Genomic DNA, 23,920 nt, shown 5'->3' with positions numbered 1-23,920 from the left:
TGGGGCTTCCTCGGTCGCCCTCCAACTCGGGGTCAAGAGGTGGGAATCCACTCTGGCGTCACGTGGGACCACGGGCCGAAGCAACACAAGTCGGGGGTGGTGGAGGGCCGCAGGCCGCTCTCGCGCGTCGAGCGGTGCTCAAGGCGATTGGCGAGGTGAAGCAGTCCATGGAGCGCAGCGAGGCCATGCGCTCCCAGCTCGCATCGCGTTCAGCTGCTCGTGGGGGGCGGAGTCTGGGTGGGGCCTTCACGCGCTATCTCGACCACGGTGCCAATCAACAGGCGTGGCTGCGAGAAGTGCTGGGGAGCGCCACCGTGCTGGCGGGAGTCGCGTCGGAGGTGGAGGACTCGGACATGGAGCTGGGCGTCCTGCGCATGGCGGGGCCGCGACTCCAAGGTGCGATGTTCGGAGCCCTGCTGCTGGCCACCTGGGTGGACTTCCTCCAGCTTGCTGACGCCTTGCTGCGGGACTGTCCCATGTTCGGCACGGAGAAGCTGTTCGCGGACCTGCACCGGGTGCAGGGCTTGATGGAGCCCACGTTGAGGGAGCTTGCGTCAGGGGACCCAGAGCGCGTCGAGGTGGCTGCGACCCAGATGCCCGAGTTGATGGGGACGCTGAGCGGCGAGTTCGACACGATTCTCAGGGACGCGCGCTCGGCGATGGAGGTGGGCAGCAATGTCATGGTCGCGGTGCAGACGTTGGAGATGCTGGCCCTGATTTCCACGCTGAAGATGTCGCTACCCAGGCTGCCCCCAGCGGCCCCCGCGACGCTCGGCATGGGGCTCGTGATGAGCTCGGGGGGCGTCATGGCGGGCTCGCGGCTCGTCGTCTCCGCCGAGTGGGTGGAGATGATGCGGAGGCTGGTGCAGGCGGGTGTCATCTCGCTCCCCGTCGTGAGCGCCGCGGTCCGCATCCACGGTGGGCAGGTGATGATGGCGCAGGCGCACCAGGGCCTGCCCGAGGGCGTGCGAGAGGCGCTGGGGGACAGCCCCGAGGTGCGAGGCATGCACGTGACGGGCAGAGCGGGCGCGGGCATGTCCGAGGCCCCGAAGCACCACGTCATGCCGAAGGAGCACCGCGAGTGGTTCGAGGCGCGTGGATTCAAGGGCGACATGGACATCGACCAGTTCTGCGTCCGGCTGGAGCGGTCTCACCACGAGGCGATTCACGGAGGAGGGAACTGGAAGCTGGGGCGCATCTGGTCCGGAGAATGGAACCGGATGATCATGGAGGCACTACTCGAAGCGGAGGTCGAAGCTGGGCGCATGTTGACGCGGAATGAAGCCCTGAACATTGTCGCTTCTCGTATGAGGCGCTACGACGTCCCCATGAAGTTCACGAAGGGAAGTACCCGATGACGGACGGTCGTTCATGGCAGGGGAACTGGAAAGCACGCCTCTATGAACGGGTTCGTGACCGTGGGTTTGATTCGCTGACCGCATTTGCCGAGGCACGTCCTGCTGTCCCACTGAACGCTCTTGCCGAGGAACTTGGGCAGGATGATGTTGCCGGGGTTCAGGTGATGAGCGGGCTGCTTGCCGAGGCGGAGCAGCGGAAGCAGGTCACACGTTTCGTACGTGACGTACTTGTACGCGAACTGTCCGAGACTCTTCCCCAAGGCTGGCCAGTCGTCATGGATGAGGAGAGTCGCTTCCAAGTCGCCAAAGTGCTCGGCTGCTGGTCTGCCGACACGCCGAGCACGCACAAGGAGCGGGTTCGGCAAGCGAGAGCTACGCTTCGCGCGAGTCCTCCGCCCGCAGGCTGGCGCCCGCTGGGTCCTGATGACGAGCTTCTCCGGACACTCCTCCCCGACGACGAAGCCTGACCAACGGCCGTAGCTCAGTGCGGACGGGAGCCTATCCAGCCGCGGACGCACGCCACGCTTCGACGAGTCCCTTCCCATCGTCGCCGTATCGCACGGTGTAGATCTCACGCCGGAGCGCACCCGATGCCTCGCGCGAGTGATGAACGATGAGTGGCGCCACGGGGAGCCCTGGAATCGCCTCACGCAGCTTCTCGAGCACCCCCTCCGGGCCCGACGCCTCGAGCACGAACGCAGTGGCGTGACCCGTGAGCGCGCAGTTGAGCAGCAGCTCCAGGTCCTTCACCGTCCGCGCCTCGTCCGCCAGCACCACATCCGGGTCCTGCCGCAGGAACGCGCGCAGCACCTGCGCGAGCGGCATCGACTCCCCCACGCGCGCCGTCCCCAGCCGCGCATCCGCCGACCTCGGCTGCTCCAGCGCGGCGAGCACATTCGTGAAGTCCGGCAGCACCTCCATCACCGCGTGCAGCGACGTGCTGCGCCCCGTGCCCATCTCTCCCGAGAACACCACGGGCGTCCCCTGGAACAGCGAGTCCAGCCGCAGGAACCGCTCCGTGAGATACACCGCCTCCTCGCGTCCCAGGCTCAGCGTGGAGAACGCCGGCTGGTCCGCGCGCAGCTGCCGGCTTCGCGCATGGGCGACGATGCTCGGCGCCACCTCGCTGTCCGCGAACGTCACCCAGAACAGGACCTCCGGGTCTGTCTCCACGTCGAACGGATAGGTCACCGTGCCCCGCCCGGGACGCGCCGTGTCCCGCCCCCGCTTCGACAGCTCCGCGATGGCCCGCGCCAGCGGCGCATGCAGCTGCCGCGCGAACGGCTGACGCACGGGCTTGCGCTGCTGCCCGAGCAACCCCTCATGCCCAGGCGCGTCCGCGACCGGGAGGAAGAACGACGCGCCCGCCTCATCCGTCTCCGCGTCCGCCCACACCGAGAACACCAACGTCCCCGTGCGCGCAGCCAGGGAGAACAGCGCCGACGCGGCCTCGGCGGGGGACTCGGGCCAGGCCGCGGGCTCGGGGACGGCGAGGCCCTCGGCGGTGAAGCCCGCGTGCAGACCGGAGAGCAGCTCGACGAAGGAGGTGGCGGGGTTGCTCAAGGACGCTCCTGGGTGGGCAGCGATGATGACACGGGCGAGGGTGACGAGGGGACGGCCCCGGGTTACGAAGGGGCATGAGCCAGGACTGGAACGCCACCAACGCCCCCACGACGCAGTTCGACGCAGGGCCGCAGCACCAACTGCTGCACCGGATGACGGGCGACTGGGAAGGCCCCACGCGTACCTGGTTCGACCCCACCGCCACGCCCGAGGAGTCCCGCACGCACGCGCGCATCGAACCGCTGCTCGGCGGCCGCTTCGTCCGCGTCGACTACCACTCCACCGCCATGGGCAAGCCGCACGCGGGCCAGCTCATCCTCGGCTTCGACAAGACCGAGGAGCACTTCACCGCGGCCTGGGTGGACAGCTTCCACATGAGCGCCAACATGATGCTCTCCACCGGCGCGCCCCGGGAGGACGGCCACGTGTCCGTGCTCGGCGGCTACACCGCGAGCATGTGCGACGAGCAGGGCGTCACCCAGAAGCAGCAGTGGGGCTGGCGCACCGTGATTCACCAGCCCGACGCGGACACCCTCGTCCTCCAGTCCTTCAACATCTGGCCCGAGGGCCGCGAGGACCGCGCGGTGGAGACCCGCCTGACGCGCCGCCGTCAAGCCTAGCGCCCCCAGCCCCGGGAGCGTCGACGCCCGACACTCGGGGGAACAGACGTGCCCACGCGGGCGCGAGGGCATGGGATAACGAAGGGGGACGGGTGCCCGTGATGGGAGGGACGCGTGGGCCGGAAGGCCCGCGGGTTCCGGGAGAGGACGTGCATGAAGCTGGATGACCTGGTGCTGGCGTTGACCGTGTCGCTGCTCCGCGTGGAGAAGGAGCGGTGGCTGGACGTCCTGACCCGCCTGGAGACGGAGCTGGGCTCGGGGTGGACGCTGCGGCTGTTGGAGGTCCCAGGCACGTACTCGGTGGGCGCCCGCACCAGGGAGGGACGCGAGCTGCCGCTGGAGGCGTGGCGCGAGGTGCTCGACGGCGAGGAGCTGGTGAGCGTGCGCGCCATGGACCTGGGCGGCATGGGCCCCGGCGAGATGCCGGACCACGTGGCCGCGGCCTTCGTCAACTCGGAGGCGCTGGTGCTCGACGTGCGCACCCAGCGCGGCAACAACCTGTACCAGCTGGAGGTCGTCTTCAGCAGCGCGTCGCTCATCACCCCGCGGCAGTTCGTGGACTTCGCGCGCGCCCAGCCCCACCCCGAGAAGGTCCTGGAGGCGCTCTCACGCGTCATCACGGACTCCAATCTATTGAACCAGCGCCCCGCCGTCGCTCCGTCCCAGGTGGCCGACTACCTGGCCTCGCGCGAGGGCTCCGCGCTGTTCGACCTGCTCGGCGGAGACCTGCTCAAGGAGCTGCAGTCCGCCGTGCTCCGCGGCGGCGCGCAGGTGGTGCTCACCGAGGCGTTCCAGCCGTTCTTCCGCACGCTGGACCCGGACGACTTCGAGCGGAGCCTGCTGCCCCCGGAGCGCCTGTCGGAGTTCGTGCCCTCCGACGAGCGCCTGTACCTGACCAGCCCCGACGCCGCGAAGGACTTCGCCACTCTGACGGACGCGCAGCCCTTCGCGGAGCAGGTCTGGGCGCGCGCGGCGGAGAACCTCAACCGCTTCCTGCCGGAGGGCGAGTTCCCCCACACCGGCGAGTCCCTGCGCGTGCTCCTGCGCGAGGGCCCCGAGGAGAAGACGCAGGGCATCCCCATGGGCAACCTCATGGAGGAGCTCCAGATGACGTGCAAGGCGCGCGGCGCGGAGCTCCTCATCCCGGACGGCTTGCGCGAGCGCGTCAAGTCCATGGGCCCCACGAAGGAGGAGCGCGCCCGGGACCCGGGGATGATTCCGGAGCGCGAGCGGCTGCGGCTGGCACCCAATGACGCCCGCTACCAGATGTATCTCTTCAACGCGCTGAAGGTGGCGCGCTCGCCGCTGTTGTCGCCGCGCGCGACGACGGACACCCGCGCGGAGCTGCTGTCGAGCCTGAGGGACACCGAGGAGTTCGCCGCGCGCAAGGGCTCACCCTTCGCGGAGGCGTTCCGGCTGGCGCGCTTCGTCCTGGAGAACACCGGCTTCCAGCTGCGCGACGCCACGCCCGAGCGGCTGGCCGCCGTGCGCGAGGCGCTCCGAGCCGAGGGCCTGGGCGAGCGCGCGTGGGACGTGTTCGAGCGCCGCTTCTCCCTGGTGACGCTGTTCCAGGTGTTCCCCTCGTCGGAGGAGCGCCTGCGGGGACTCTTCGCGTGCTCGCTGGCGGACGTGTTCGGCGGGATGGGCTCGTGGAACGACGAGTTCTTCGAGTCCGACGAGGACCAGGCCTGGTACGAGCGCGTCACGCAGCGGCTGTTCCGCGCGCTGCGCGAGTTCTTCGTGACGATGGTGAACGCGCGCTGAAGCGCTCAGTCGTCGCGGTGGACCGTCTTGGGGGAGAAGGCGGGCAGGCAGATGGCGACGTACTCGGCGCCCTCGGCCTCCGGGGTGCTGTAGCGCACCCACTCGCCGGGCTCGCAGATGACGGCCTGTCCGCCGCGCACGTCGAGCACGCCGCCCTTGTGCTCCACGCGCAGCACGCCCGCGAGCACCAGGGTGATTTCCTTGAACTCGGGCCGCTGCCCCGGCTCCTCCCACCCACCGGGGCTGTTCATGTGAGCCACGCTGACGTCACCCGTGCGCGTGGTGGCCTTGCCCACGAACTCGTGGATGAGCTTCGGCTTGTTGCCCACGGCTGTCACGCGCAACGGGGCGGGAATCAGGGTTGGCATCGAGCGCTCCGGGTCGGGGTTCTCGGCGAAGGCCGCACACTACCGCACGCGGCGCGCCTCACCCACCTCTTCGCTCTCGCCCAAGAGCCCCCACACGTCGAGTCCAATCTGGGCCGGCGGCCGGTAGTCCGCGAGCCGGGGCATGGGACTGGGCTGTCCGGGCTCGCCCATCATGTCCGCGAACTCCAGCCAGCGCCCGTCCGGCGCGGTGACGCGCAGGATGTAGTCCCATTCGAAGGCGTCGCTGAAGATGACGAAGCACCATCCGTTCGAGCACACGAAGGGCACGCCCCCGCTGGGCGCCTCCTCCGCGCGCAGGCGCTGCGCGGTCGGGATGGTGACCTCCTCCTTCTCCAGCGCGTACAGCACGGCGAGCACCTCGTCCTCGGTGAGCTTGTGCTCGCTCGGGTGCTCCTGGAACTCCAGCCGGTTGCCGAACGGGTCCTCGCCGTGGAAGCGCCGCACGTCGGGCACCTCGTGGCTCCACTTCACCGGCGCCTTCGCCTGGGACAGGCGCTCGGCCAGCAGGTCCAGGGTGAGCACGCGGAAGGCCGGGTGCGCCTTCTTCGCGGGGACGAAGGGCTCCTCCACGCCCAGGTGCAACCCGCGCCCGTCCGGGAGCTCGAACCAGAGGCCGCCGCGTTTCGCGAGTTCTGGCGGTTTGGGAATCTCTCTCAGTCCCAACAGCTCGCCGTAGAAGGCGCGGGCGCGAGGCTCACCGCCCGGGGGCATGGCGAGTTGGATGTGATCAAGCCCTTGAATCATCGCGTCGCTCCCCCTGTCGAGGGGCATGAGTCTGCCTGGACTCCGGGTGCGGCAGAAGGCCCTCGTCGGCGCCTGCGCGCGTGGTTGCCTGCCCGCGCCCATGACGCGCATCGACGGAAATCCGCGAGGTTCCGCCCCTATTGACGATTGGCAGGCGACTTGAAATGGAAGGTGGAGGGGGCGCAGTCTGCCCGTCACCGACACCTCTGTCGGGCCCATTTCCTATCAAGGACGCGTGATGCTTCCCGTCATCCTCGCCCTGCTCTTGTCGCAGACGCCGCCCGCCGCCAACCCGCGCCAGCAAGGTGTGCCCATCGGCAAGGGCAAGACGCTGCCGACGGTGCGCCTGAGCGCGCCCTCCGGTGGCTGGACGGTGGACCGGATGATGCTCATCGAGGGCACGGTGAGCGACGCCACCATCGACCCCGTCGTCGTGTCCATCAACGGCGACCGCTACCTGATGCGCACGTTCAACGGGCGCTTCAGCCGCAGCTTCCCCGCGGCGAGCGGGAAGAACGTCGTCACGGTGATGGCCACGAACCAGGCGGGCACCGCGCGCGCTCAGGCGACCAGCTACGCGCAGGTCCCGCCCGTGCCCTTCAAGGTCATCCTGACCAGTGACACGGATGGCGTGTACACGGACCTGCACGTCTACGAGCCCACGGACTCGAGCGTGAAGGATGGCTCGCTCACCATCTCGTCCATGGCGCACGTGTACTGGGCGGACACGGCGAGCCCGTCGGGAGGGACGTTCTATCTGAACTCGCAGGGCGGTGACTTCGACCAGCCCGCGTACGGCCCGTACCTCTACATCCACCGCGCGCCGCCCAAGGGCGTGTACCTGGTGGCGACGAACTACTGGCCCAGCGGCGACAAGGCGCACACCGTGGCGACGCTGAACCTGTCGCTGTTCGAGGGCACGCCGCAGGAGGTTCGCCGCATGGTGCGAATCCCCCTGGCGACGCCGGGTACCACGCGCGTGCTCGCGTGGGTGAACGTGCTCGGCGACGGACAGGCGGAGGTCTACGTGCCGTCGGCGGACCCCAAGCCCACGCGCGCCGGCTGGCCGAAGAACCTGGCCGAGGCGCTCAAGGAGCTCCAGTCGAACGGCGACAGCGGCGGCGGCGAGGGCGACTACTGACGCGTCCGTGTGACGCGCTCCGGTCCTCCGTCATGCTCGCCCTGCCTCTCATCCTGCTCGTGAGTTCCTCCGCGCCCGTGTCCCTCGGGGCGCCGAGGGATGTGTCCGCGCTCGCGCCGCAGGCGGGCTCCGCGTCGCACGCGGCACCGTGGGAAGCGGCCGCGCTCGTGGCGCACGCGGCACCGCGAGAGGGCTTTGCGTCGCATGCGACGTCGAGGGATGCCTCTGCGCCGCTCGTGGCGTATGCCGCGCCGCAGGCGGGCTCCACGCCCGCGGCCACCTCGGGGACGCAGGCCGTGCTGGTCCCAGCGCCCGAGTCGCGCGACGTGCTCCTGCGCCGGCAGGTGGCGCAGGTGGCGCTCGCGCAGGTGCGCAAGCAGGACCCCGCGTGGCATCCGGACCAGCGTGACTGCGCGGGCCTCATCCGCTTCGCCGTGCGCACCGCGTACAAGCGCATCGCCCCCGCGCGGCTGGAGACGCCGCTGTGGACCGACGCGCGCGGCACGCCCACCGACTTCGCGGACGCGGAGACGCTGGTGCGCCGCAACATGGTGCTGCTGGGCCGCGACGACGCCACGCGCGAGTCGCTGCGCACCGGCGACGTGCTCGCGTTCCTCCACGAGCATGACTCAGGCCCCGTCTTCCATCTCATGCTGGTGGTGCGCCCCGAGGACCGGGCCCACGCGCCAGCGCGTGTCGTCTACCACCCGGGGGAGAAGGGCGCCCAGGTGCGCACCGGGCTCCTCCACAATCTCGCCGACGAGGCGCCGCGCGAGTGGCGCCCCGTGCCCTCCAACAACGCCTTCGTCGGCTATTTCCGTCTCAAGGAGTGGATGCCATGACGTCTGTGTCGAGCCCGCCTCCGGGCACGCCGCCGCCCCCGGCGAGCCCTCCGCCCCGCTCGGGCCCTCCCAAGGGAGTGCTCATCGGCGCGGGTGTGGTCGTCGTCGGCGTGCTGGTCGCCGGCGCGTTCCTGATGGGCCGTCGCACCGGTTCCTCCGGCGGTGACGGCACGCCCCACACGCCCCTCATCACCGGCGCGAGCGCCAACGGCTCCGTGCCGCCTCCCGAGGTGGACGGCCTGCCGGAGCCCACCACGGCCGACATGGAGGTGCCCGGCTCGGGCGCGCCCCCGGCCGTGTGGCTGGACGTGCACCACCCGGCCAAGGTGCGTGACGCGCTGGCGCGCAACGCGTGGCTGCGCTCGCAGCTCTCCCAGCCCCTGGGCCAGGGCTTCGTCGGAGGCTGGGCCGCGTTCTTCGGCTCCACCGGCGAGGACCTCAAGGCCGACTTCAAGGGCGCGGTGCTGGACCTGATGCTCGGCAAGCTCGGTGACACGCCCTTCCGCGTGACGTGGTTCGCCGGTGACGCGCGCGCGAGCACGCCCGCCTTCATCGTCCCCGGCTCGCGGACCTCCATGGTCTCCGCCTACGACGTGCTGGACTCGGTGGCGAGCCGCGGCACGCTGACGGCGAAGACGTGCCCGGGCGGCACGCCCGCGCCGAAGGCGGACGGCGTGGAGCTCAAGCGCTGGCTGGTGGCGGAGCAGACGCTGTGGGCGGCCAAGGTCGCCGACCGGGTCGTCTTCGCGCGCCACCCGGTGGCGGTGCTCCAGGGCCTGTGCGCGGACCTTCCGAAGCTCGAGGCCAGCGACGGCGTGGACGTGGAGCTGGGCTTCCAGCCGCAGACCTTCGGCCGTGACGCGCACCTCTTCACCCACGTGCTGGGCCTGTCCGAGGACACGCGCCTGCAGTTCGGCGTGGAGGGCGACCGGCTGGTGGGCCGTGGCATCGCGGGAGCGCTGATGGAGGGCACCGCGCGCCTGGACACGGCGCCCCTGTCCGACGAGCTGCTGAAGCTGGTGCCCGAGGAGACGCCGGTGCTGCTGGCCATGCAGCTGAAGCTGCCCGAGACGCTGACGGCAGAGTCGCTCAAGGCGTTCTGGGCGTCCGGCGGCGAGGGGCCCACGCGCACGCGTCAGGTGGCGGTGACGTGGACGCCGCGGGGCGATGCGTCGCTGCCGCAGGAGGTGGCGGTGCTGTGGGGCCGCGCGGAGGACGCGCCGGCGCTGGAGGCCATCTTCACCGGCGGCAGCCACACCGTGCAGCGGGCCACCCTGTGCAATCACGTGGTGCTCGCGTCGAGCGAGTCGGAGATGAACACGCTGCGCATGTCGTGCTCGGGCAACAAGCCCAGCATGCTCGCTGCGGCGGGGCCGGTGGTTGCGGGGCTGCGTGAGCCCACCTCGCTGTCCTTCGGGGTGAACCTGGGACGGCTGTTCGGCGGGCTCACCATGGACGGGTACCTGTCCGAGTCCCGCGTGGGGCGTGGCGCGCCGATGCAGAAGGCGACGCCCCCTGAAATCGAAGCGGCGCGGCGCGACCTGGAGTCGCTGCCGTACCTGGGCCTGCGCGGCACCGTGCGCGGCGATTCGTTGGTTCCTGGAGGTTTCGGGTCATGAGGATGGTAGCTCGACTCGCGGTACTGGCGGCGGTGGCGCTGTCCGGCGTGGCGATGGCCAAGCCGCTCTACATCACCGTGCCGCGCGCCTATGGCAGCGGAGAGCCGGTGGCGGTGGACGTGGCCTTCGAGGACAAGGGGCCCGTGGAGCTGCGCGTGCTCAAGCCGGACAACCTGGACGCGTTCATCCGCGCCCAGGGGGATTTGCGGCGCGCGTACCAGACGCCGCCGACGATGAACAACCCGGGCCGCGCGCTCAGCCGCGGCGTCAACGCGGTGACGCTGCCGGGGCACTGGCTGCTCAACTCGCTCAACGTGGGCTTCCGCGACACGGTGAACGACGCGCTGCCCGAGGCCGCGGACGTGCCGGGCTCCAGCGAGCCGCTGGCCAAGGTGTCCGAGGGTCCCAAGAAGCTGGTGGGTGTGCCGCCGGGCTTCACCGTGACGCGCAGCCAGTGGCTCAACCTGGACCTGGGCGGCGCCGAGCGCGACTTCAACGTGCCGGGCTTCAGCTCGGGCGGGGGCTACGGCTTCCAGGAGCGCCGCGTGTTGCTGGCGCCGCTGCCCGCGGGCACCTACGTGCTCCAGCTGGTGCAGGGCCTCATCGAGGGCCAGGTGGTGCTGGTCGTCACGGACCTGACGGTGCAGCTGAAGCAGACGGACAATGAGGTGCTGGTGCGCGTGGCGGGCAAGGACCAGAAGCCCGCGGTGGGCGCGCAGGTGCAGGTGTTCCTGTCCAAGGGCAAGGGCCCCACGGGCAAGACGGACGCGAAGGGCGAGGTGCGGCTGGAGGTGACCGAGCCGCGCATCATCGCCACGGCGTCGGCGGGCGGGGACACGGCGATTGTGGACACGGACTTCTACTCGACGCTGGCGGTGACGCCGGACGTGTTCATCTACAGCGACCGTCCCATCTACAAGCCGGGCCACGAGGTGAAGTTCCGCGGCGTGGTGCGCCAGCCGGACACGTTCCTGGCGCGGCTGTTCACGCCGAAGAAGCGCGAGGTGACGGTGAAGCTCATCTCGCAGGAGGGCCGGGCCCTCACCACGCGCGCGTCGGTGGACGAGTTCGGCGCGTTCAACGGCACGCTCAAGGTTCCGGACGACCTGGGCACGGGCGTGCTGCGCGTGTCGGCGGAGCTGGACGGGCAGCCGCACCAGGGCGAGGCGCGCGTGCAGGACTACGTGAAGCCGACGTTCTACCTGGAGGCGGAGCCGGAGTCGGAGACGGTGGTGCCCGGCCAGGCGCTGCGCGTGAAGGTGCGCGCGCGTCGGTACGCGGGCGGCGTGCCCGACGGCGCGAAGTACGAGGTGTTCCTCTACCGCAGCCTGCTGGACGCGCCCGCGTGGGTGGATGACGCCGGCAAGGGCGGGCAGGGCAGCGACGTGACGTACGGCTCGGCGTCCAGCACCGAGGGCAAGCTGAGCGTGCCCGAGCGGCTGTACTCCTCCGTGGCCGAGCGCGGCGCGAGCGAGGACCCGTGGGCGAGCGCCACCGCGTTCAGCGCGGAGGGCGAGGCGCAGATTGAAGTGGCGGTGCCGGAGCTCAAGCCCGGTGAGGAGCGGCTGCCGTACCGGTACTCGCTGACGGTGCGCGCGCGGGATGACCAGGAGACGTTCGCCAACTCGACGACGTCGTTCTTCCTGTCGAAGGTGGAGGTGCTGGGCACCGCGCGCTACTCGGACGCGGTGGTGTCCAAGGGCGGCGAGGCGACGCTGGCGGTGCGCGCCACCACGCTGTCGGGCAAGGCGTACGGCGTCACCCAGGGCGAGGTGGAGTTCGTGCTGCGCCGCGCCGACGGCTCGGAGAAGAGCCTGGGCAAGCGCTCGTTCACCACGGCGGCGGACGGCACGCACCGCGAGAAGGTGCCGACCTCCGATGTCGGCGCGGTGCTCTCGCGCGTGACGGTGAAGGACAAGCGCGGCGAGGTGTGGCAGGGCGAGGAGTCGCTCCTGGTCATCGGCTCGGCGGACGAGGCGGTGGCGCAGGTGCCCAACCTCACGCTGGCCTCGCTGTCGGGCACGCTGGAGCCGGGCGACACGGCGCGGCTGGTGGCGCTGATGCCGGATGGCTGGGGCGCGGGTGGACGCGACGAGGGCCCGGTGTGGGTGACGCTCGCGGGGGCCACGCTCTTCGACACGCAGGTGGTGGCGCTCAAGGGCCGCACGCTGGTGCACAGCTTCAACGTGGAGAAGCGCTTCGGCGGCGCGGTGTACGCGTCCGTGGCGTACCCCACGTCGACGGGCCGCTGGGAGGAGCGCACGGTGGCGTTCCGGGTGATTCCGCGCGAGCGCACGCTCACCGTGGAGCTGCAGCCGCGCCGGGCCGAGGCCACGCCGCTGACGGAGCAGACCATCGACCTGCGCGTCACGGATTATGAGGGCAAGGGCGTGGTGGCCCAGCTCTCCGTGGGCGTGGTGGACAAGGCCGTCTACGCCATCCAGTCCGAGTTCCGTCCGCGCGTGCTGGACTTCTTCTACCCGCCGGCGCGCAACAACGTGTCCAACTTCTACTCGGCGGAGTTCCAGGGCTACGGCTACGGCGAGGCGCTGGCGCGCAAGATGGCGGGCCTGCCCGACCATGCCTTCGCGTCCATCAAGCCTCCGAACCGTCAGGCGAAGGACCTGGAGAAGGACACGGCGCACTGGGACCCGTCGGTGGTGACGGACCGCGATGGCCGCGCCACGGTGCGCTTCACGCTGCCGTCCAACCAGACGCTGTGGGTGGTGACGGCGGTGGCGGCGGACACGTCCGGCCGCTTCGGTGAGAGCACCTCCGAGTTCGCCACGCGTGGCGGGCTGAACCTGTACGCCGCGCTGCCGCAGTTCCTGCGCGAGGGGGATGAGGCGCTCGCCTCCATCCGCCTGTCCGCGGGGGAGAAGTCGCCGGCCAGCCAGCTGCTCGACGTGAAGCTCGCGTCCGCGGGCGCGCTGAAGGCGGACCAGTCCCAGCACAAGGTGGAGCTGGCCAAGGGCGGTGAGAAGGTGGTGCCGCTGACGCTGCGCGCCTCGGCGACGGGCGACGCGCAGCTGCTGGTGGACGTGGCGGGCGCGAAGGACCCGCTCAAGGACCGCAAGCTGTTCCAGGTGGAGCCGGCGGCGGTGCGGGACGTGGTGAAGGTGAGCGCCTGGGGTGGCGGCGCGCTGGAGGTGCCGGCGGCGAAGGAGGCGACGCTCGCGAGCGTGGAGCTGGTGCTCCAGCCGTCCATCGTCGACGCGGCGCTGTCCAACGTGCGTGAGCTGCTCACGTACCCGTACGGGTGCCTGGAGCAGCTGGTCTCCACGACGGTGCCGAACGTGGCGGTGTACCAGGTGCTGCAGCAGGCGGGCGCGGTGGCGAAGCTGGACACCGACACGCAGGCGCTCTTGGCGGAGGCGCGCAGCCGCTCGGTGCAGGGCACCGCGCGCATCCTCAACCTGTCCGTGAAGGGCGGCGGCTTCACGTGGTTCGGCGGCTACGAGACGCCGAGCCTGCCGCTCACGCTCATCGCGCTGGACGGCCTGGCGTACGCGGCGGAGGCGGGGCTGGTGGAGCGCACGGACCCGCGGCTGGTGGAGAGCGCGCGCTGGCTGGAGGCGCAGCAGGACCTGTCGCCCGAGTACGACGCGACGCGCGCGTACGTGCTGGCGCGGCTGGACGGTCCGAAGCAGGCGGCGCGGGTGCGCGCGCTGGTGGAGTCCTCCGAGTCCGGGGAGCTCTACCCGCTGGCGCTGGCGGTGCTCGCGGCGGAGAAGGCGGGCGTCATCAAGGAGCCGGCGCTGCAGGCGCGCATCAACGCGCTGGTGAAGCGCAGCTCCGAGGGCTTCACCACGCTGGCCGCGTACAAGCCGGGCCAGCAGCTGGAGCAGTCGGAGGCGTTCTTCCGCTTCCCGCTGCGCCGGGTGGGCCTGACGGCCATCGCCGCGCATGCGGCGTCGTTCGGCACGCTGGACATCACCCGCGCGCGCCGCCGCATCCTGGAGATGCTGTCGGAGCCGGACCTGTCCACGTTCGACCGGAGCACGGCGCTCTTGCACTCGCTGTGGCTGTTGGAGCGTGACGCGAAGGCGTTCAAGGGCATGACGCCGCCGGAGGTGAAGGGCCTGAAGGGCGCGGTGAAGTTCTCGCCGCGCGGCATGGGCCTGGTCGCGACGCTGCCCGCGGGGACGCGGACGGTGGACGTGGGCGGCTTCGACGGCGTGGCGACGCTGCAGGCCACGACGCTCACGCCGCTCTCCGCGGTGCGCGAGCAGTCCGAGGGCATGTCGCTGCAGCGCGCCTACTACGTGCTGCGCGAGGGCGGGAAGGTGAAGCTGGGCGCGGGCGACACGGTGGCGCAGGGCGAGGAGGTCTACGTGGAGCTGACGATGGACGCTCGCGGCGGCAACAAGGTGCGCTCGGCGTACTACGTGGTGGAGGACGCGGTGCCCGCGGGCTTCGTGGCGCTGCAGGAGGACAAGGCGTTCCGCGGTCCTCCGCACTCGCTGCCCCTGGTGCCGGAGGCGCTCAAGCGCCGGGTGCTGAGCCCGGAGCGCGCGACGTTCTTCTTCGAGGAGCCGGCGTGGTGGAGCGACAGCCCGCGCACGGTGGGCTACGTGCTGCGCGCGCAGTTCCCCGGCACGTTCTCCGCGCCGCCCGCGCGCATCGAGGACATGTACGCCGCGAGCATCCGGGGCCGCACGGCCGCGGACTCGCTGAAGGTGGTCCCGTCGAAGAAGGGCACGGGAGACCTGTAGTCGATGGGGTGGGCTTCCATGGTGGCCGTGTTGCTGGCGGCCACCCCCACCTTCGTCACGCGAGGTGACGTGACGCCCGAGTCGGAGCTTCGCCGCGAGGCGGAGGCCGGCTGGGCGTCGCTGGAGGCGGTGTATTCCGCGGAGGCGGGTGGGGCGCCGACGAAGGCCCCGGTCTCCATCCTCCTCCAGCGAGGCGCGGCCCTGTCCCCCGAGCGCAACGCGCAGGGTCGGCCGGGGCTCGTCGAGCTGCGGCAGAACACGCCCGGCGTGTTGGATGAGCGGCTGCGCGTGGCGCTGCGGCACGAGCTGGCGCACCAGCTGCTGTGGTGGGCGTGTCCGCAGTCGAGCGAGGACCGGCTGTTCCACGAGGCCTTCGCGGTGGCCGTGAGCGGTGAGCTGCCGGCGTGGCGCGAGGGCGGCTATCAGTCCCTGTCCCGCGCGGCGTCGGAGCTGGCGTCGTCGCCGGCGGTGGACTCGACGCGGGCGCGGCGGGCGCTGGCGCGGCTGCTCAGTGAGTCGGTGGGGTTCCCCAAGGCGCTGTCGCGCCGGCTGCGTCAGTGTCACGACGGCGCGCGGTGGGTGGTGCCGCTGTCCATCGACGAGCTGGCGGAGGTGGAGGTGCGCGCCGCGGGGCCGGCCACGGTGGTGGTGAGCCGGCACTCGGGTGAGGTGCTGTTGTCGGAGGGCGAGGCGCGGCGCGCGCTGCCGTATGGCTCGGTGCTCAAGCCCTTCGTGTACGCGGCGGGCGTGGGGCACCCGGTGCTGGCGCCGCGCGTGGACGTGCAGGAGTGGAGCTGCGGGCCCGGTCTGCCGGCGAAGGTGGACGCGCGCACGGCGCTCCTGCGCTCGTGCAACGGGTACTTCCTGGACTGGGAGGCGGCGGGCTCGGCGCCCAGGGCCTTTGGTGCCTGGGGCCCGGTGTTGTCGGCGCTGGGGCTGACGGGGACGCCCGCGGACATGGCGGACATGGTGGGGCTGCGCTCGACGCTGTCGCTGTCGCCGTGGGGCGTGGCGCAGGCGTATCGGCTGCTGGCGGAGGCGCGGCCGGACGTGCTGGCGCTGCTCGCGGACAACGCGGACCGGGGGACGCTGGCGGAGCTGCCCGCGTCGAAGGCACTGTCGGGCGTGTCGACGAAGACGGGGACGGTGCGGGACGCGGCGAGTCGTCCGCAGTACGGCTGGATTGCCGCGGTGGACGGGGACCTGGTGGTGGTGGCGGTGCGGCCGGGGAAGATGCCTCGGCAGTTCGCGGAGGAGATTCCGGCGGCGCTGGCGCGCGCGCGCAAGCAGGCGGGAGTGGAGGCGGCGCGGGTGCAGGTGTTGGGCCTGGTGCCCGCGCGGGAGGTGGAGGCGCGGTGTCCGGGCGTGGGGTTCTCGGTGGACGGTGGAATGCCGAAGCCCTCTCCAGTGGAGTGGACGCAGCTGGAGACGTTGACGACGAAGGGCGCGGCGGTGTGCCTGGGCGCGCCGTGGCGCGTGCGCTTCCCGAAGGGGCCGGAGGAGGGGCGCGACTACGCGGGCGTGTTCACCTGGTCCCCACCGCCGGCGTACCGGCCGCCCGAGGGGGTGCCCACGTCACCGAGCGCGATGAAGGCGCGGCGGGGCTCGGACTTCGTGTTCCGCACCACGCGGCTGCAGTACACGGCGGGCGTGGTGGCGGCGGAGGACGTGACGCTGAAGGGCGAGCCGCGCGTGGCGCTGGCGCGGGTGGTGGCGCACAACGAGCGGCACAGTCGACACCCGGGCCGCGCCGTCTGCGACACGACGCACTGTCAGGCCTTCCGGGGCACGGTGCGCGTGCAGCGCGATGACGCAAAGGCGCTGGGGATGCCCGCGCTGAAGTGGAAGGAGTGGCTGCTCTTCTCGCAGGGCGGCGAGGAGCCGTGGAAGCAGGAGCGTCCGCGTGGCGAGGTGGAGCGGCTGCTCGGGCGCGGGCTGGTGTCGCTGCGCTTCGAGGCGGGTCGGGTGAACTACCTGCTCACCGAGCGCGATGGGACGGCGACGTACGAGGAGGGGCGCTCGCTGCCGTGTGAGCTGTTGCGCTCGGGGTTGAAGCTGCCGTCATGTCCACGCACGGCCTCGTTCAACGGGAGCGTGCTGGTGTTCGAGGGACGCGGACGGGGACATGGCGAGGGGCTGGACGTGGAGGCGGCGAAGGCGAGCGGCCTGCGCAGCGATGCGATTCTCGAGGCGGCCTATGGGAAGAAGCGCCCGGCGCCTCGCGACGTGGATGGGGAGTAGGAATGGATGCGAAGACGTTGGACGGGATGGGTCGGGAAGTGTCCTTCGAAGAGCTCGCGGAGCGCTTCAAGGGCCACGACATGCGGGACTGGCTGCTGGAGAACCGCACGCTGGTGAGCGAGGAGCCCAGGCCTCGGCTCCTCGAGGGCGGCCTCCACGTGGACCACGACCTGACGACGGGGGATGGGCCGTGGGTGCTGGTCATCGACGGTGACCTGGTGACGACCGGTGACCTCGTCTGCACGACGGACGACTACGCGGTCAGCACGTTGTTCATCACGGGCCAGCTCCAGGCCCGCAACATCCGCTTCGAGAGCAGCGCGCGCGTGTCGGTGGACGGTGACGTCGTGGCGTCCGGAGTCATCGTCGGCACGGGTGGTGACTCGGAAGCGAGCCTGGGCACGAGCAGCACGCTCACCGCGAGGGCCGTGGTGCTCGACTCGAACACGGCCATCTGGGCCAAGGCCGGCAAGCCTCGCTCGGAGCCCGAGGCCTACCGCGCGCTCATCGTGGGAGGCAAGGGCTGGCAGTCCTTCACACCGGACGTCGACGTCGGCGACCCGTCGCATCACCCGCAGACCTTCGTCCCCGAGGTCATCCGGGGCGGGGTCCTGGATGCGTACAAGACCTGGTCTCATGTGCGGACGGGCGGCGGCCCGTTCCTCCCCGAGGTCGAACAGGCGCTGAGGCATAAGAAGGGTCTCTGACCTCAGGCCGCGGATTGGAGGCCCGGCGACTTCGGAAACACGAGCGTCGCGCGGGTGCCCTTCTCGGCGGCGTGCTGGAACGACAGCGTGCCGCCGTGCGCCTCGACGATGCGGCGCACCAGCGTGAGCCCCAGCCCGACGCCGCCTGTCTCCCGCGCGCGGCTGCGGTCCGTGCGGAAGAAGGGCGTGGTGAGCTGAGGCAGGTCCGTGGCGCTCACGCCGATGCCCCGGTCCTCGACCTCCATCCGCACCGTGTCCCCGTCCTCGGCGGCCCGCAGCGTCACGGCGCTCCCCGGCTCCGAGTACTTGCGCGCGTTGTCGAGCAGGTTGTGGAGCGCGCGTCGCACCAGCACCGGGTCCACCTCCAGCGTGGGCAGCGTCTCGGGCAGCTCCAGCGCGAGCGGGCACTCGGGCGCGGTGCGCTGGAAGCGCTCGGCGGTGTCCCTCAGGAAGTCCGGCAGGGACACGCTCACCCGCTGGACGCGCGGCCCGGGCTGTCCCGCCTGGTTCGTCTCCAGGTCCAGCCGCGCCATCTGCATCACCCCGTCGACCAGCTGCTGGAGCTCGCCGATGTCCCGACGCAGCTCCGGGAGTCGGGTCGCCAGCTCCTCGGGCTGACCGTCCTCGACCAGGTCCAGCGTCACGCCCAGGCGTGCCAGGGGCGTGCGCAGCTCGTGGGAGACGTTGGCCATCAGCTCCTTCTGTCCCCGGATGAGGGCCTCCTTGCGCGCCGCCATCTCATCGAAGGCGTGGCCCAGCATCGCCACCTCGTTGCGTCCCTTCAGGTTCGCGCGCGCGGACAGTCGACCCTGGCCGAACTCGCCCACCACCTTCGTCAGCCGCTCCAGCGGAGACGCGATGGCGCGCGCGAGCGGAATCGACAGCAGCGCGAGCACCAGCAGGACGACGGTCACCACGAGCCCGAGGAACATGTAGCTGCGCCGGGTCGCGGAGGCCTCGCGGAGCATGTAGCCATCCAACGTGGAGCCTCGCCACGTGAGCGTCACCCAGAACAGGGTCCCCTCGCGTGTAATCCAGCTGTAGCCCAGCCGGATGGTCTGCCACTCGGTTTCATCGAGCATGCGCGGGGGAGGATTCGCCGTGCTCCGCCGCAACCGCCCCTGGACGTCGAACAGGGTGATGTGGTGCCCATGCTCCGCGACGATGGACTGCATCAGCGGCTGGAGCTCGGGAGCATCCGTCGGCGCGAGCTTCACCACCTGCTCCAGCTTGTGGTCCAGCTCCTTGATGCGTCCGCCGCCCTGGGCCTCGATGGCCTCGGCGACGATGGCCAGGGCGATGACGGAGCCCCCCAGCATCAGCAGGCCATACAGGTAGATGCGCCAGAACATCCGGCGCGGGCGCAGCTGCTCGGAGAGCTTCATGACTCCTCACCCTGCTCCAGCACGTACCCCACGCCGCGCACCGTCTTGAGCATGCGCGGGTTGCGCGCGTCGTCCCCCAGCTTCTGGCGCAGCCGGGACACGTGCACGTCGATGGCCCGGTCCACGGGGCCGTCAGGGTCGCCGCCCTTCGCCAGCTCCAGCAGTTGCTCCCGGGACAGCACCCGGCCCGCCCGCTCGGCGAGCCCCAAGAGCAGCGTGAACTCGTGCCGCGTGAGCGACAGCGCCTGTCCGTGCAGCGAGGCCCGCATGGCGCTCCGGCTCAGCGAGAGGCCACCCACGCGGACCACGTCGCGCGTGGGGCCCAGGTGCCCCCGGCTGCGGCGCACCAGGGCCTGGATGCGCGCGAGCAGCTCCCGCGAGGAGAAGGGCTTGGGCAGATAGTCATCCGCGCCCAGCTCCAGCCCCATCACCCGGTCCGCCTCCTCGCCGCGCGCGGTGAGCATGAGGATGGGGACCGCCGAGCGCTCCCGCAGCTCCCGGCACACGGTGAGCCCGTCCTTCCGGGGCAGCATGATGTCGATGAGGATGGCGTCGAACGCGCGGCGCGAGGCCTCCACCAGCCCCTGCTCCCCGTCCCGCGCGAGGCAGGTCTTCACGCCCTGGCGCTCCAGGTACTCGGCGGTGAGCCGCGCCAGGTGCGCGTCGTCCTCGATGAGGAGCACTTCGATGGCGGAGGCGGGTGACGAGGCCATGGGTCCAGTCTAGTTCCGCTCGGCGCGAGCGCCCGAGGTCAGCAGCTGCTCCACCCACGCCCGGGGATGCAGCCTGCGCAACTGCCACACGCTCCCGTCCACCAGCCACTGCCCCCACTGCGCCGGGCTCGAGGGGCGGCGCCACAGGTCGACCAGGGCCGCGTGGTGCACGGACAGGTCCGTCAGCGGGGAGCGGGACACCGCTTCGGTCCAGGCATCGGCGCGAGGGCGCTCCCGCAGGACGGCATACGTCGACGTCGCCACCAGCAGGCAGGCGGCGGGGGCCAGGAGCACGGCGCGGGACACATCGGTACGGCAGGTCTGACACAGGGACATCGCGAACCCCCAGGAACCTTCGGACCGCTCGGGATGGTGCGTACTCAAGACGCGCGATGTCGCGTGGGTATGTGGCGAATGTAAACGATTGTAACGACGGGACGGGCACACCCTGTCTCCGGATGGGAATTGGCGCGTCGGAGCGGATGGGCCCTGGTCGCGCGCAGAGGGGCAGTCCATCCGTCTTGGGGAAGGCGACATGCCAGCCCATCCGCTTCGAGTCTCGCGAGTCGGGCAGGCCGTGGGGCGGGTTGCTCCTCGGCGCGGGAGGTTCGGCGCGGCTGGCATGGGGGGTGTTCTCGGGGGGCGGGGCACCCGAGGCGGCGCAGGCCACGGTGCGGGTGACCGCGGGCGCGGAGCTGCCCGGTCCCCGCCGCTGTTCGTCCTGCACGTCACCATCGAGAGTTCGCAGGGACCCGGCATCGTACTCAACGGCACGGCGGGGTTCGCGGAGGGCTCCTCGGACCTGACCATCCGGGGCGCGGGGAACGAGGCGCGGCCCCATCCGATGATGGTCAATCCCAACGCCCTGGAGACGCTGCCCGCGGGGACTTATACGGGCAACGTGGAGGACACCGTCTACGTGGGGCCGTCCATCGCGTCGTCGTCGGTGTACTACCCGGGGCGGACGCGACGTTGAGGGATTTGGGGGTGCCGTATCGGCTGGAGGGGCTCCAGGTGGGTGGGCCGGACGCGCCCGCGAAGCTCACCATCGAGGCGGGCGTGGAGCTGCGCTTCGAGCCGGAGACGCTGCTGCGCGTGGTCGACGCGAGCAGCACGCTCGTCGCGGCGGGCACGGCGGCGAAGCCCATCGTCTTCACGTCGGCGCGGGAGCAACCCGTCCGCGGGCGCCTGGGCGGGCATCGCCTTTGACGAGCTGAACCCGGAGTCCTGGCTGGAGTCCGTGGTGGTGCGCTACGCGGGCGGGCCGTGCCAGTGCTCGGGGTTCGGGTGCAACGACCTGCCGGACTCGTTCGACGTCAGCTCGGCCATCCTGGTGTTCAAGGAGCCCGCGGCGCCGTTCCTCGCGAACGCGCGCACCGAGGACAGCGCGGGGCACGGCATCCTGCGCGGGTGGGATGGCGCGGACGTCGACCTCGCGGCGAGCACCACGTTCGCGCGCATCGCGGAGTGCGCGCAGACGGCACCGAAGGACGCGGGCGGCCGCTGCCCCTCGGCGCCGCCCGCCTGCCCGCGCAGCCCGTGACGGAGGGCCGGGCTCAGGGGCAGGGCGTGCCGGGGTCCGCGTACTGGCAGCGGTCCGCGTACGGGTACGTGTAGGCGTGGCAGGCGGTGGGCAGCGGCACGGTGCGGCTCGCGAGGAGCGGGCGCACCTGTCGGCCCCGACACGCGAGCCAGGAGCCCTGGCTCCGGTCCGCCCCGAAGGCCACGTCCCGGGCGGCGGTGTCACCGGTGAAGGCGTAGACGGCGAGCGCATGCAGGGGGCGCCAGACGGCCTGGCGGTCCTGGCTGTTGAGGACGTTCTCCGGGTTCTGGGTGAGGCTCGCGCGGGACATCGGCACGGTGTGCGTGGCGTTGAGCCCGCAGCCACACGCGTCGCTCACCACCGTGTGCCACGCGCGCTCCAGCCCCGTGGGCAACTTGTTCCAGAGGTCCTGGACGGCCGTCGCGTGGTCGTTGACCTCGTCGTCCGCGTACACCTGGATGACGGCGCGCACGTCGGGCGGCAGCGTCGCGTAGTCGCGGCCCCACGAGTACCAGGGGGCCATCGAGAAGAGGAACCGCCCGTTGCTTCCCCAGCCACGGTCGACGAAGCCCCGGCGCGCCATGTCCGGTGTCGCGGCGCCGCCGTAGCTGTGACCGAAGAACCCCACGCGCGTCAGGTCGAAGCGGCCCTGCTGCTGGGCGACGGCGGCGAGGAAGCCCTGCCACAGACAGTCGTAGCGGGCTTCGTTCGGACGCTCGACGTCCGGGGTGAGCGGGTAGGGGACGAAGACCACGGCGTAGCCCTGGCTCGCGAGCATCTGGAACAGCTCGGCGTACAGGTCCGCGTCCGTGGCGCCGAACGCGTGCGAGAAGAAGAGCACGGGAACGGAGGTGAGCCCCGTCGGGCGATAGGTGATGACCTGTCCGCGTGCCACCGGGTGCGGATTGGCCACGCGCTCCACGGTGACGGCGTGGGGGCCGGGGACGCCCCAGTCGCTCACCGCGGTGACGAGTGTCCCGGGCTGCGGCTCGACACAGGGCGTGGGGAAGGGAAGGGTGGAGCAGACGCCCGCGGTGATGTCCTCGCCCTCCGTTCCGGCGTCAGCGGTGGGGTCCACGGGCGTGCCGCCGTCCGCGGGGAGGCCCCCATCCTCCGGGAGGCCGGCATCCGGGCCCGTGAGGACGACCTCGTCGGGAGGTCCCCCTTCGGAGTCATCCGTTGAGGAGGAACAGGCTGCGACGAAGGGCACGGCGAGGAGGGCCAGCAGGCGAAGGCGGGACATGTCGAGGCTCCGGGCTGTCCCCATCAACCCGCGTGCACCCGATTGGTTACATGCGACCCGGAGGAATCGCACGCAACCCGACATGACGACGCCGGAGCCTCCCCATGGGAGACCCCGGCGTCGGGTCCGACAGGCTGTCCGTCGAACGTCGTCGCGACTAGCGGTACGCCGCCGCCAGGTCGTCGGCGCGCGTGACCTGGCCGGCGCTGAAGGTGTTCATGCAGCTGTCGTCGGTGTAGTCCATGAAGTTGGTGATGGGGTCCAGACCGCCACCCGAGCAGGTGTCGCGGCCGGTGGGGCAGCCGTACGCCGGCGAGGCCTCGGCCGGGGTGTCGCTCACGCTGTCGCCCGTGGCGGTGCAGCCGCCCTGGAACGTGTGGTACAGGCCCAGCCAGTGGCCGACCTCGTGCGTGCCCGTGTCACCCTCGTTGTAGGGCGCCGCCGTGCCGCCGGGGACGCTGCTGTAGAGGATGACCACGCCGTCCTGCTGCGGGTTGGACGCGTAGCTGGAGGGGAACGTCGCCCAGCCGAGCAGCCCGCCGCTCAGGTTCGCGGAGTAGATGTTGAGGCTCTCCTTGCCACCCTGGCGCAGGGCCTTCTTCATGGCGCGCTCGTTGGCGCTGCCGCTCTTGAGCGCGTACCACTTGGAGTTCGTGGTGCGGGTGATGCCCTGCAGCACGAAGCGGAACGGCGTGTTCTGGTAGGCCGCGTTCAGCACCGCCATCTGCGCGTTGATCTGCGACTCGGGGATGTCACCGTTCGCGATGCCCGTGCCCTTGTTGACGACGTGGAAGTACGTCGGCACCGTCACCGAGCCCACCGCGCGCAGCTGGCTCTTGCGCGAAGCCAGGAACGCGTCGATGGCCTGACGCTCCTCCGTCGACGGCTCCTCCGCCGCGCAGCCGCGGTGCGCCGCGACCTGCTCCGTGGTGTCCGCCGGGGCCTCCGCCTCCGGAGCCTCGTCTCCGCGACACGCGGCCAGGCTCAACAGTGCACCCGCGACCACGGCCAGACGACCATTCCTCTTCGCGACGCTGCCAATCATTGTCAACTCCAGGGAAGTTGGTGATTCATTGGATACTCGAATGATTCAACCAGAGTCAATCCCTGCCCAGACGGAAGCTCATGCGGGTCGGTATGTGAGACATGGATGCACCAATGGAAAATCTGTATGTAAAATGTCTTTAATCGACGCGAAAATACCCGGAGAGCGGCCACGGGAAATCGACGGCGCCCGGAGCGGGAGCGTCGGGCGGCGCACGCGGGCGCGGGGCCCGGGGGAGGGGCTGACGGGCGGGCGACGTTTGCCGGGGCGCGGGGGCCGGACCACTTT

The 23,920-nt window shown here is 71.1% G+C and carries 21 protein-coding genes; 13 read left to right on the top strand and 8 right to left on the bottom strand.

What is annotated here, in order from left to right; genetic code table 11:
• Nucleotides 1–134: 134 nt before the first annotated feature.
• Together VZQ01_RS16475 and VZQ01_RS16470 are read left to right on the top strand one after the other, a co-directional pair.
• Entirely contained in the window at nt 135–1,358 is a 1,224-nt protein-coding gene (locus VZQ01_RS16475) for a DUF2380 domain-containing protein (protein ID WP_426748329.1), read from the top strand.
• The gene (locus VZQ01_RS16470; protein ID WP_248543261.1) at nt 1,355–1,825 is read left to right on the top strand and encodes an NUDIX hydrolase; all 471 of its coding nucleotides are present in this window, start codon (nt 1,355–1,357) and stop codon (nt 1,823–1,825) included. The genes VZQ01_RS16475 and VZQ01_RS16470 overlap by 4 nt, the downstream gene beginning before the upstream one ends.
• 31 nt (nt 1,826–1,856) lie before the next feature.
• Here the strand turns inward: VZQ01_RS16470 and VZQ01_RS16465 are convergent, their stop codons facing one another.
• Nucleotides 1,857–2,921, bottom strand: coding sequence for an ATPase, T2SS/T4P/T4SS family (locus tag VZQ01_RS16465; protein ID WP_426748328.1), 1,065 nt, complete (start codon nt 2,919–2,921; stop codon nt 1,857–1,859).
• A 74-nt stretch (nt 2,922–2,995) separates the two neighbouring features.
• On the opposite strand from VZQ01_RS16465, the gene VZQ01_RS16460 reads away from it, so the two are divergent.
• The gene (locus VZQ01_RS16460; protein ID WP_223749848.1) at nt 2,996–3,541 is read left to right on the top strand and encodes a DUF1579 domain-containing protein; all 546 of its coding nucleotides are present in this window, start codon (nt 2,996–2,998) and stop codon (nt 3,539–3,541) included.
• A gap of 153 nt (nt 3,542–3,694) precedes the next feature.
• Entirely contained in the window at nt 3,695–5,305 is a 1,611-nt protein-coding gene (locus tag VZQ01_RS16455) for a hypothetical protein (RefSeq protein WP_426748327.1), read from the top strand.
• A gap of 5 nt (nt 5,306–5,310) precedes the next feature.
• Here the strand turns inward: VZQ01_RS16455 and VZQ01_RS16450 are convergent, their stop codons facing one another.
• On the bottom strand, nt 5,311–5,673 hold the full coding sequence (locus VZQ01_RS16450) for a cupin domain-containing protein (RefSeq protein WP_046710723.1): 363 nt from the start codon (nt 5,671–5,673) through the stop codon (nt 5,311–5,313).
• A 39-nt stretch (nt 5,674–5,712) separates the two neighbouring features.
• A complete protein-coding gene (locus VZQ01_RS16445; protein ID WP_408888285.1) occupies nt 5,713–6,438 on the bottom strand; it encodes a VOC family protein in 726 nt (241 codons plus the stop codon).
• 238 nt (nt 6,439–6,676) lie between these two features.
• On the opposite strand from VZQ01_RS16445, the gene VZQ01_RS16440 reads away from it, so the two are divergent.
• From VZQ01_RS16440 to VZQ01_RS16415, 6 genes are read left to right on the top strand one after another with little or no spacing between them, the layout of a single operon-like run.
• Entirely contained in the window at nt 6,677–7,579 is a 903-nt protein-coding gene (locus VZQ01_RS16440; RefSeq protein WP_426733737.1) for a DUF2135 domain-containing protein, read from the top strand.
• Nucleotides 7,580–7,611: 32 nt separating this feature from the next.
• On the top strand, nt 7,612–8,421 hold the full coding sequence (locus VZQ01_RS16435) for a DUF1175 family protein (RefSeq protein WP_426748326.1): 810 nt from the start codon (nt 7,612–7,614) through the stop codon (nt 8,419–8,421).
• Nucleotides 8,418–10,040, top strand: coding sequence for a hypothetical protein (locus VZQ01_RS16430; protein WP_223782318.1), 1,623 nt, complete (start codon nt 8,418–8,420; stop codon nt 10,038–10,040). Before VZQ01_RS16435 ends, VZQ01_RS16430 begins: the two co-directional genes overlap by 4 nt.
• A complete protein-coding gene (locus VZQ01_RS16425) occupies nt 10,037–14,755 on the top strand; it encodes an alpha-2-macroglobulin family protein (protein WP_426748325.1) in 4,719 nt (1,572 codons plus the stop codon). The genes VZQ01_RS16430 and VZQ01_RS16425 overlap by 4 nt, the downstream gene beginning before the upstream one ends.
• 3 nt (nt 14,756–14,758) lie before the next feature.
• Nucleotides 14,759–16,996, top strand: a complete 2,238-nt coding sequence (locus VZQ01_RS16420; protein WP_426748324.1) for a hypothetical protein — start codon at nt 14,759–14,761, stop codon at nt 16,994–16,996.
• Between the two features lie 2 nt (nt 16,997–16,998).
• Nucleotides 16,999–17,703, top strand: coding sequence for a hypothetical protein (locus VZQ01_RS16415; RefSeq protein ID WP_426748323.1), 705 nt, complete (start codon nt 16,999–17,001; stop codon nt 17,701–17,703).
• 2 nt (nt 17,704–17,705) lie between these two features.
• Here the strand turns inward: VZQ01_RS16415 and VZQ01_RS16410 are convergent, their stop codons facing one another.
• Genes VZQ01_RS16410 through VZQ01_RS16400 form a run of 3 tightly spaced genes read right to left on the bottom strand, consistent with a single transcriptional unit; the run spans nt 17,706 to nt 20,137 of the window.
• Nucleotides 17,706–19,088 (bottom strand): sensor histidine kinase, encoded by a 1,383-nt coding sequence (locus tag VZQ01_RS16410; RefSeq protein ID WP_223782322.1) that lies wholly within the window; start codon nt 19,086–19,088, stop codon nt 17,706–17,708.
• A complete protein-coding gene (locus VZQ01_RS16405) occupies nt 19,085–19,801 on the bottom strand; it encodes a response regulator transcription factor (RefSeq protein WP_223749858.1) in 717 nt (238 codons plus the stop codon). The genes VZQ01_RS16410 and VZQ01_RS16405 overlap by 4 nt, the downstream gene beginning before the upstream one ends.
• Before the next feature lie 9 nt (nt 19,802–19,810).
• Nucleotides 19,811–20,137: a hypothetical protein gene (locus tag VZQ01_RS16400; protein ID WP_223782323.1), complete on the bottom strand. Its 327-nt coding sequence runs from the start codon at nt 20,135–20,137 to the stop codon at nt 19,811–19,813.
• A 508-nt stretch (nt 20,138–20,645) separates the two neighbouring features.
• On the opposite strand from VZQ01_RS16400, the gene VZQ01_RS16395 reads away from it, so the two are divergent.
• The 3 genes from VZQ01_RS16395 to VZQ01_RS16385 are packed head-to-tail and all read left to right on the top strand — an operon-like array spanning nt 20,646 to nt 21,344.
• Nucleotides 20,646–20,777, top strand: a complete 132-nt coding sequence (locus VZQ01_RS16395; protein ID WP_255665509.1) for a hypothetical protein — start codon at nt 20,646–20,648, stop codon at nt 20,775–20,777.
• Nucleotides 20,774–21,010, top strand: a complete 237-nt coding sequence (locus VZQ01_RS16390) for a beta-helix domain-containing protein (protein ID WP_408888280.1) — start codon at nt 20,774–20,776, stop codon at nt 21,008–21,010. The genes VZQ01_RS16395 and VZQ01_RS16390 overlap by 4 nt, the downstream gene beginning before the upstream one ends.
• A gap of 34 nt (nt 21,011–21,044) precedes the next feature.
• Nucleotides 21,045–21,344: a hypothetical protein gene (locus VZQ01_RS16385; RefSeq protein ID WP_426748322.1), complete on the top strand. Its 300-nt coding sequence runs from the start codon at nt 21,045–21,047 to the stop codon at nt 21,342–21,344.
• A gap of 13 nt (nt 21,345–21,357) precedes the next feature.
• Here VZQ01_RS16385 and VZQ01_RS16380 read toward each other — a convergent pair whose 3' ends face one another.
• On the bottom strand, nt 21,358–22,587 hold the full coding sequence (locus tag VZQ01_RS16380; RefSeq protein WP_426748321.1) for an alpha/beta hydrolase family protein: 1,230 nt from the start codon (nt 22,585–22,587) through the stop codon (nt 21,358–21,360).
• Between the two features lie 157 nt (nt 22,588–22,744).
• Complete coding sequence (locus VZQ01_RS16375; RefSeq protein ID WP_267698301.1) at nt 22,745–23,632, bottom strand: zinc metalloprotease; 888 nt, start codon at nt 23,630–23,632, stop codon at nt 22,745–22,747.
• Nucleotides 23,633–23,920: the final 288 nt, after the last annotated feature.

This window comes from Myxococcus faecalis (assembly GCF_050039385.1).
Classification (GTDB): domain Bacteria; phylum Myxococcota; class Myxococcia; order Myxococcales; family Myxococcaceae; genus Myxococcus; species Myxococcus fulvus.
The sequence above is the reverse complement of the archived record's forward strand: the minus strand, read 5'-3'. Positions and strand labels throughout refer to the sequence as shown.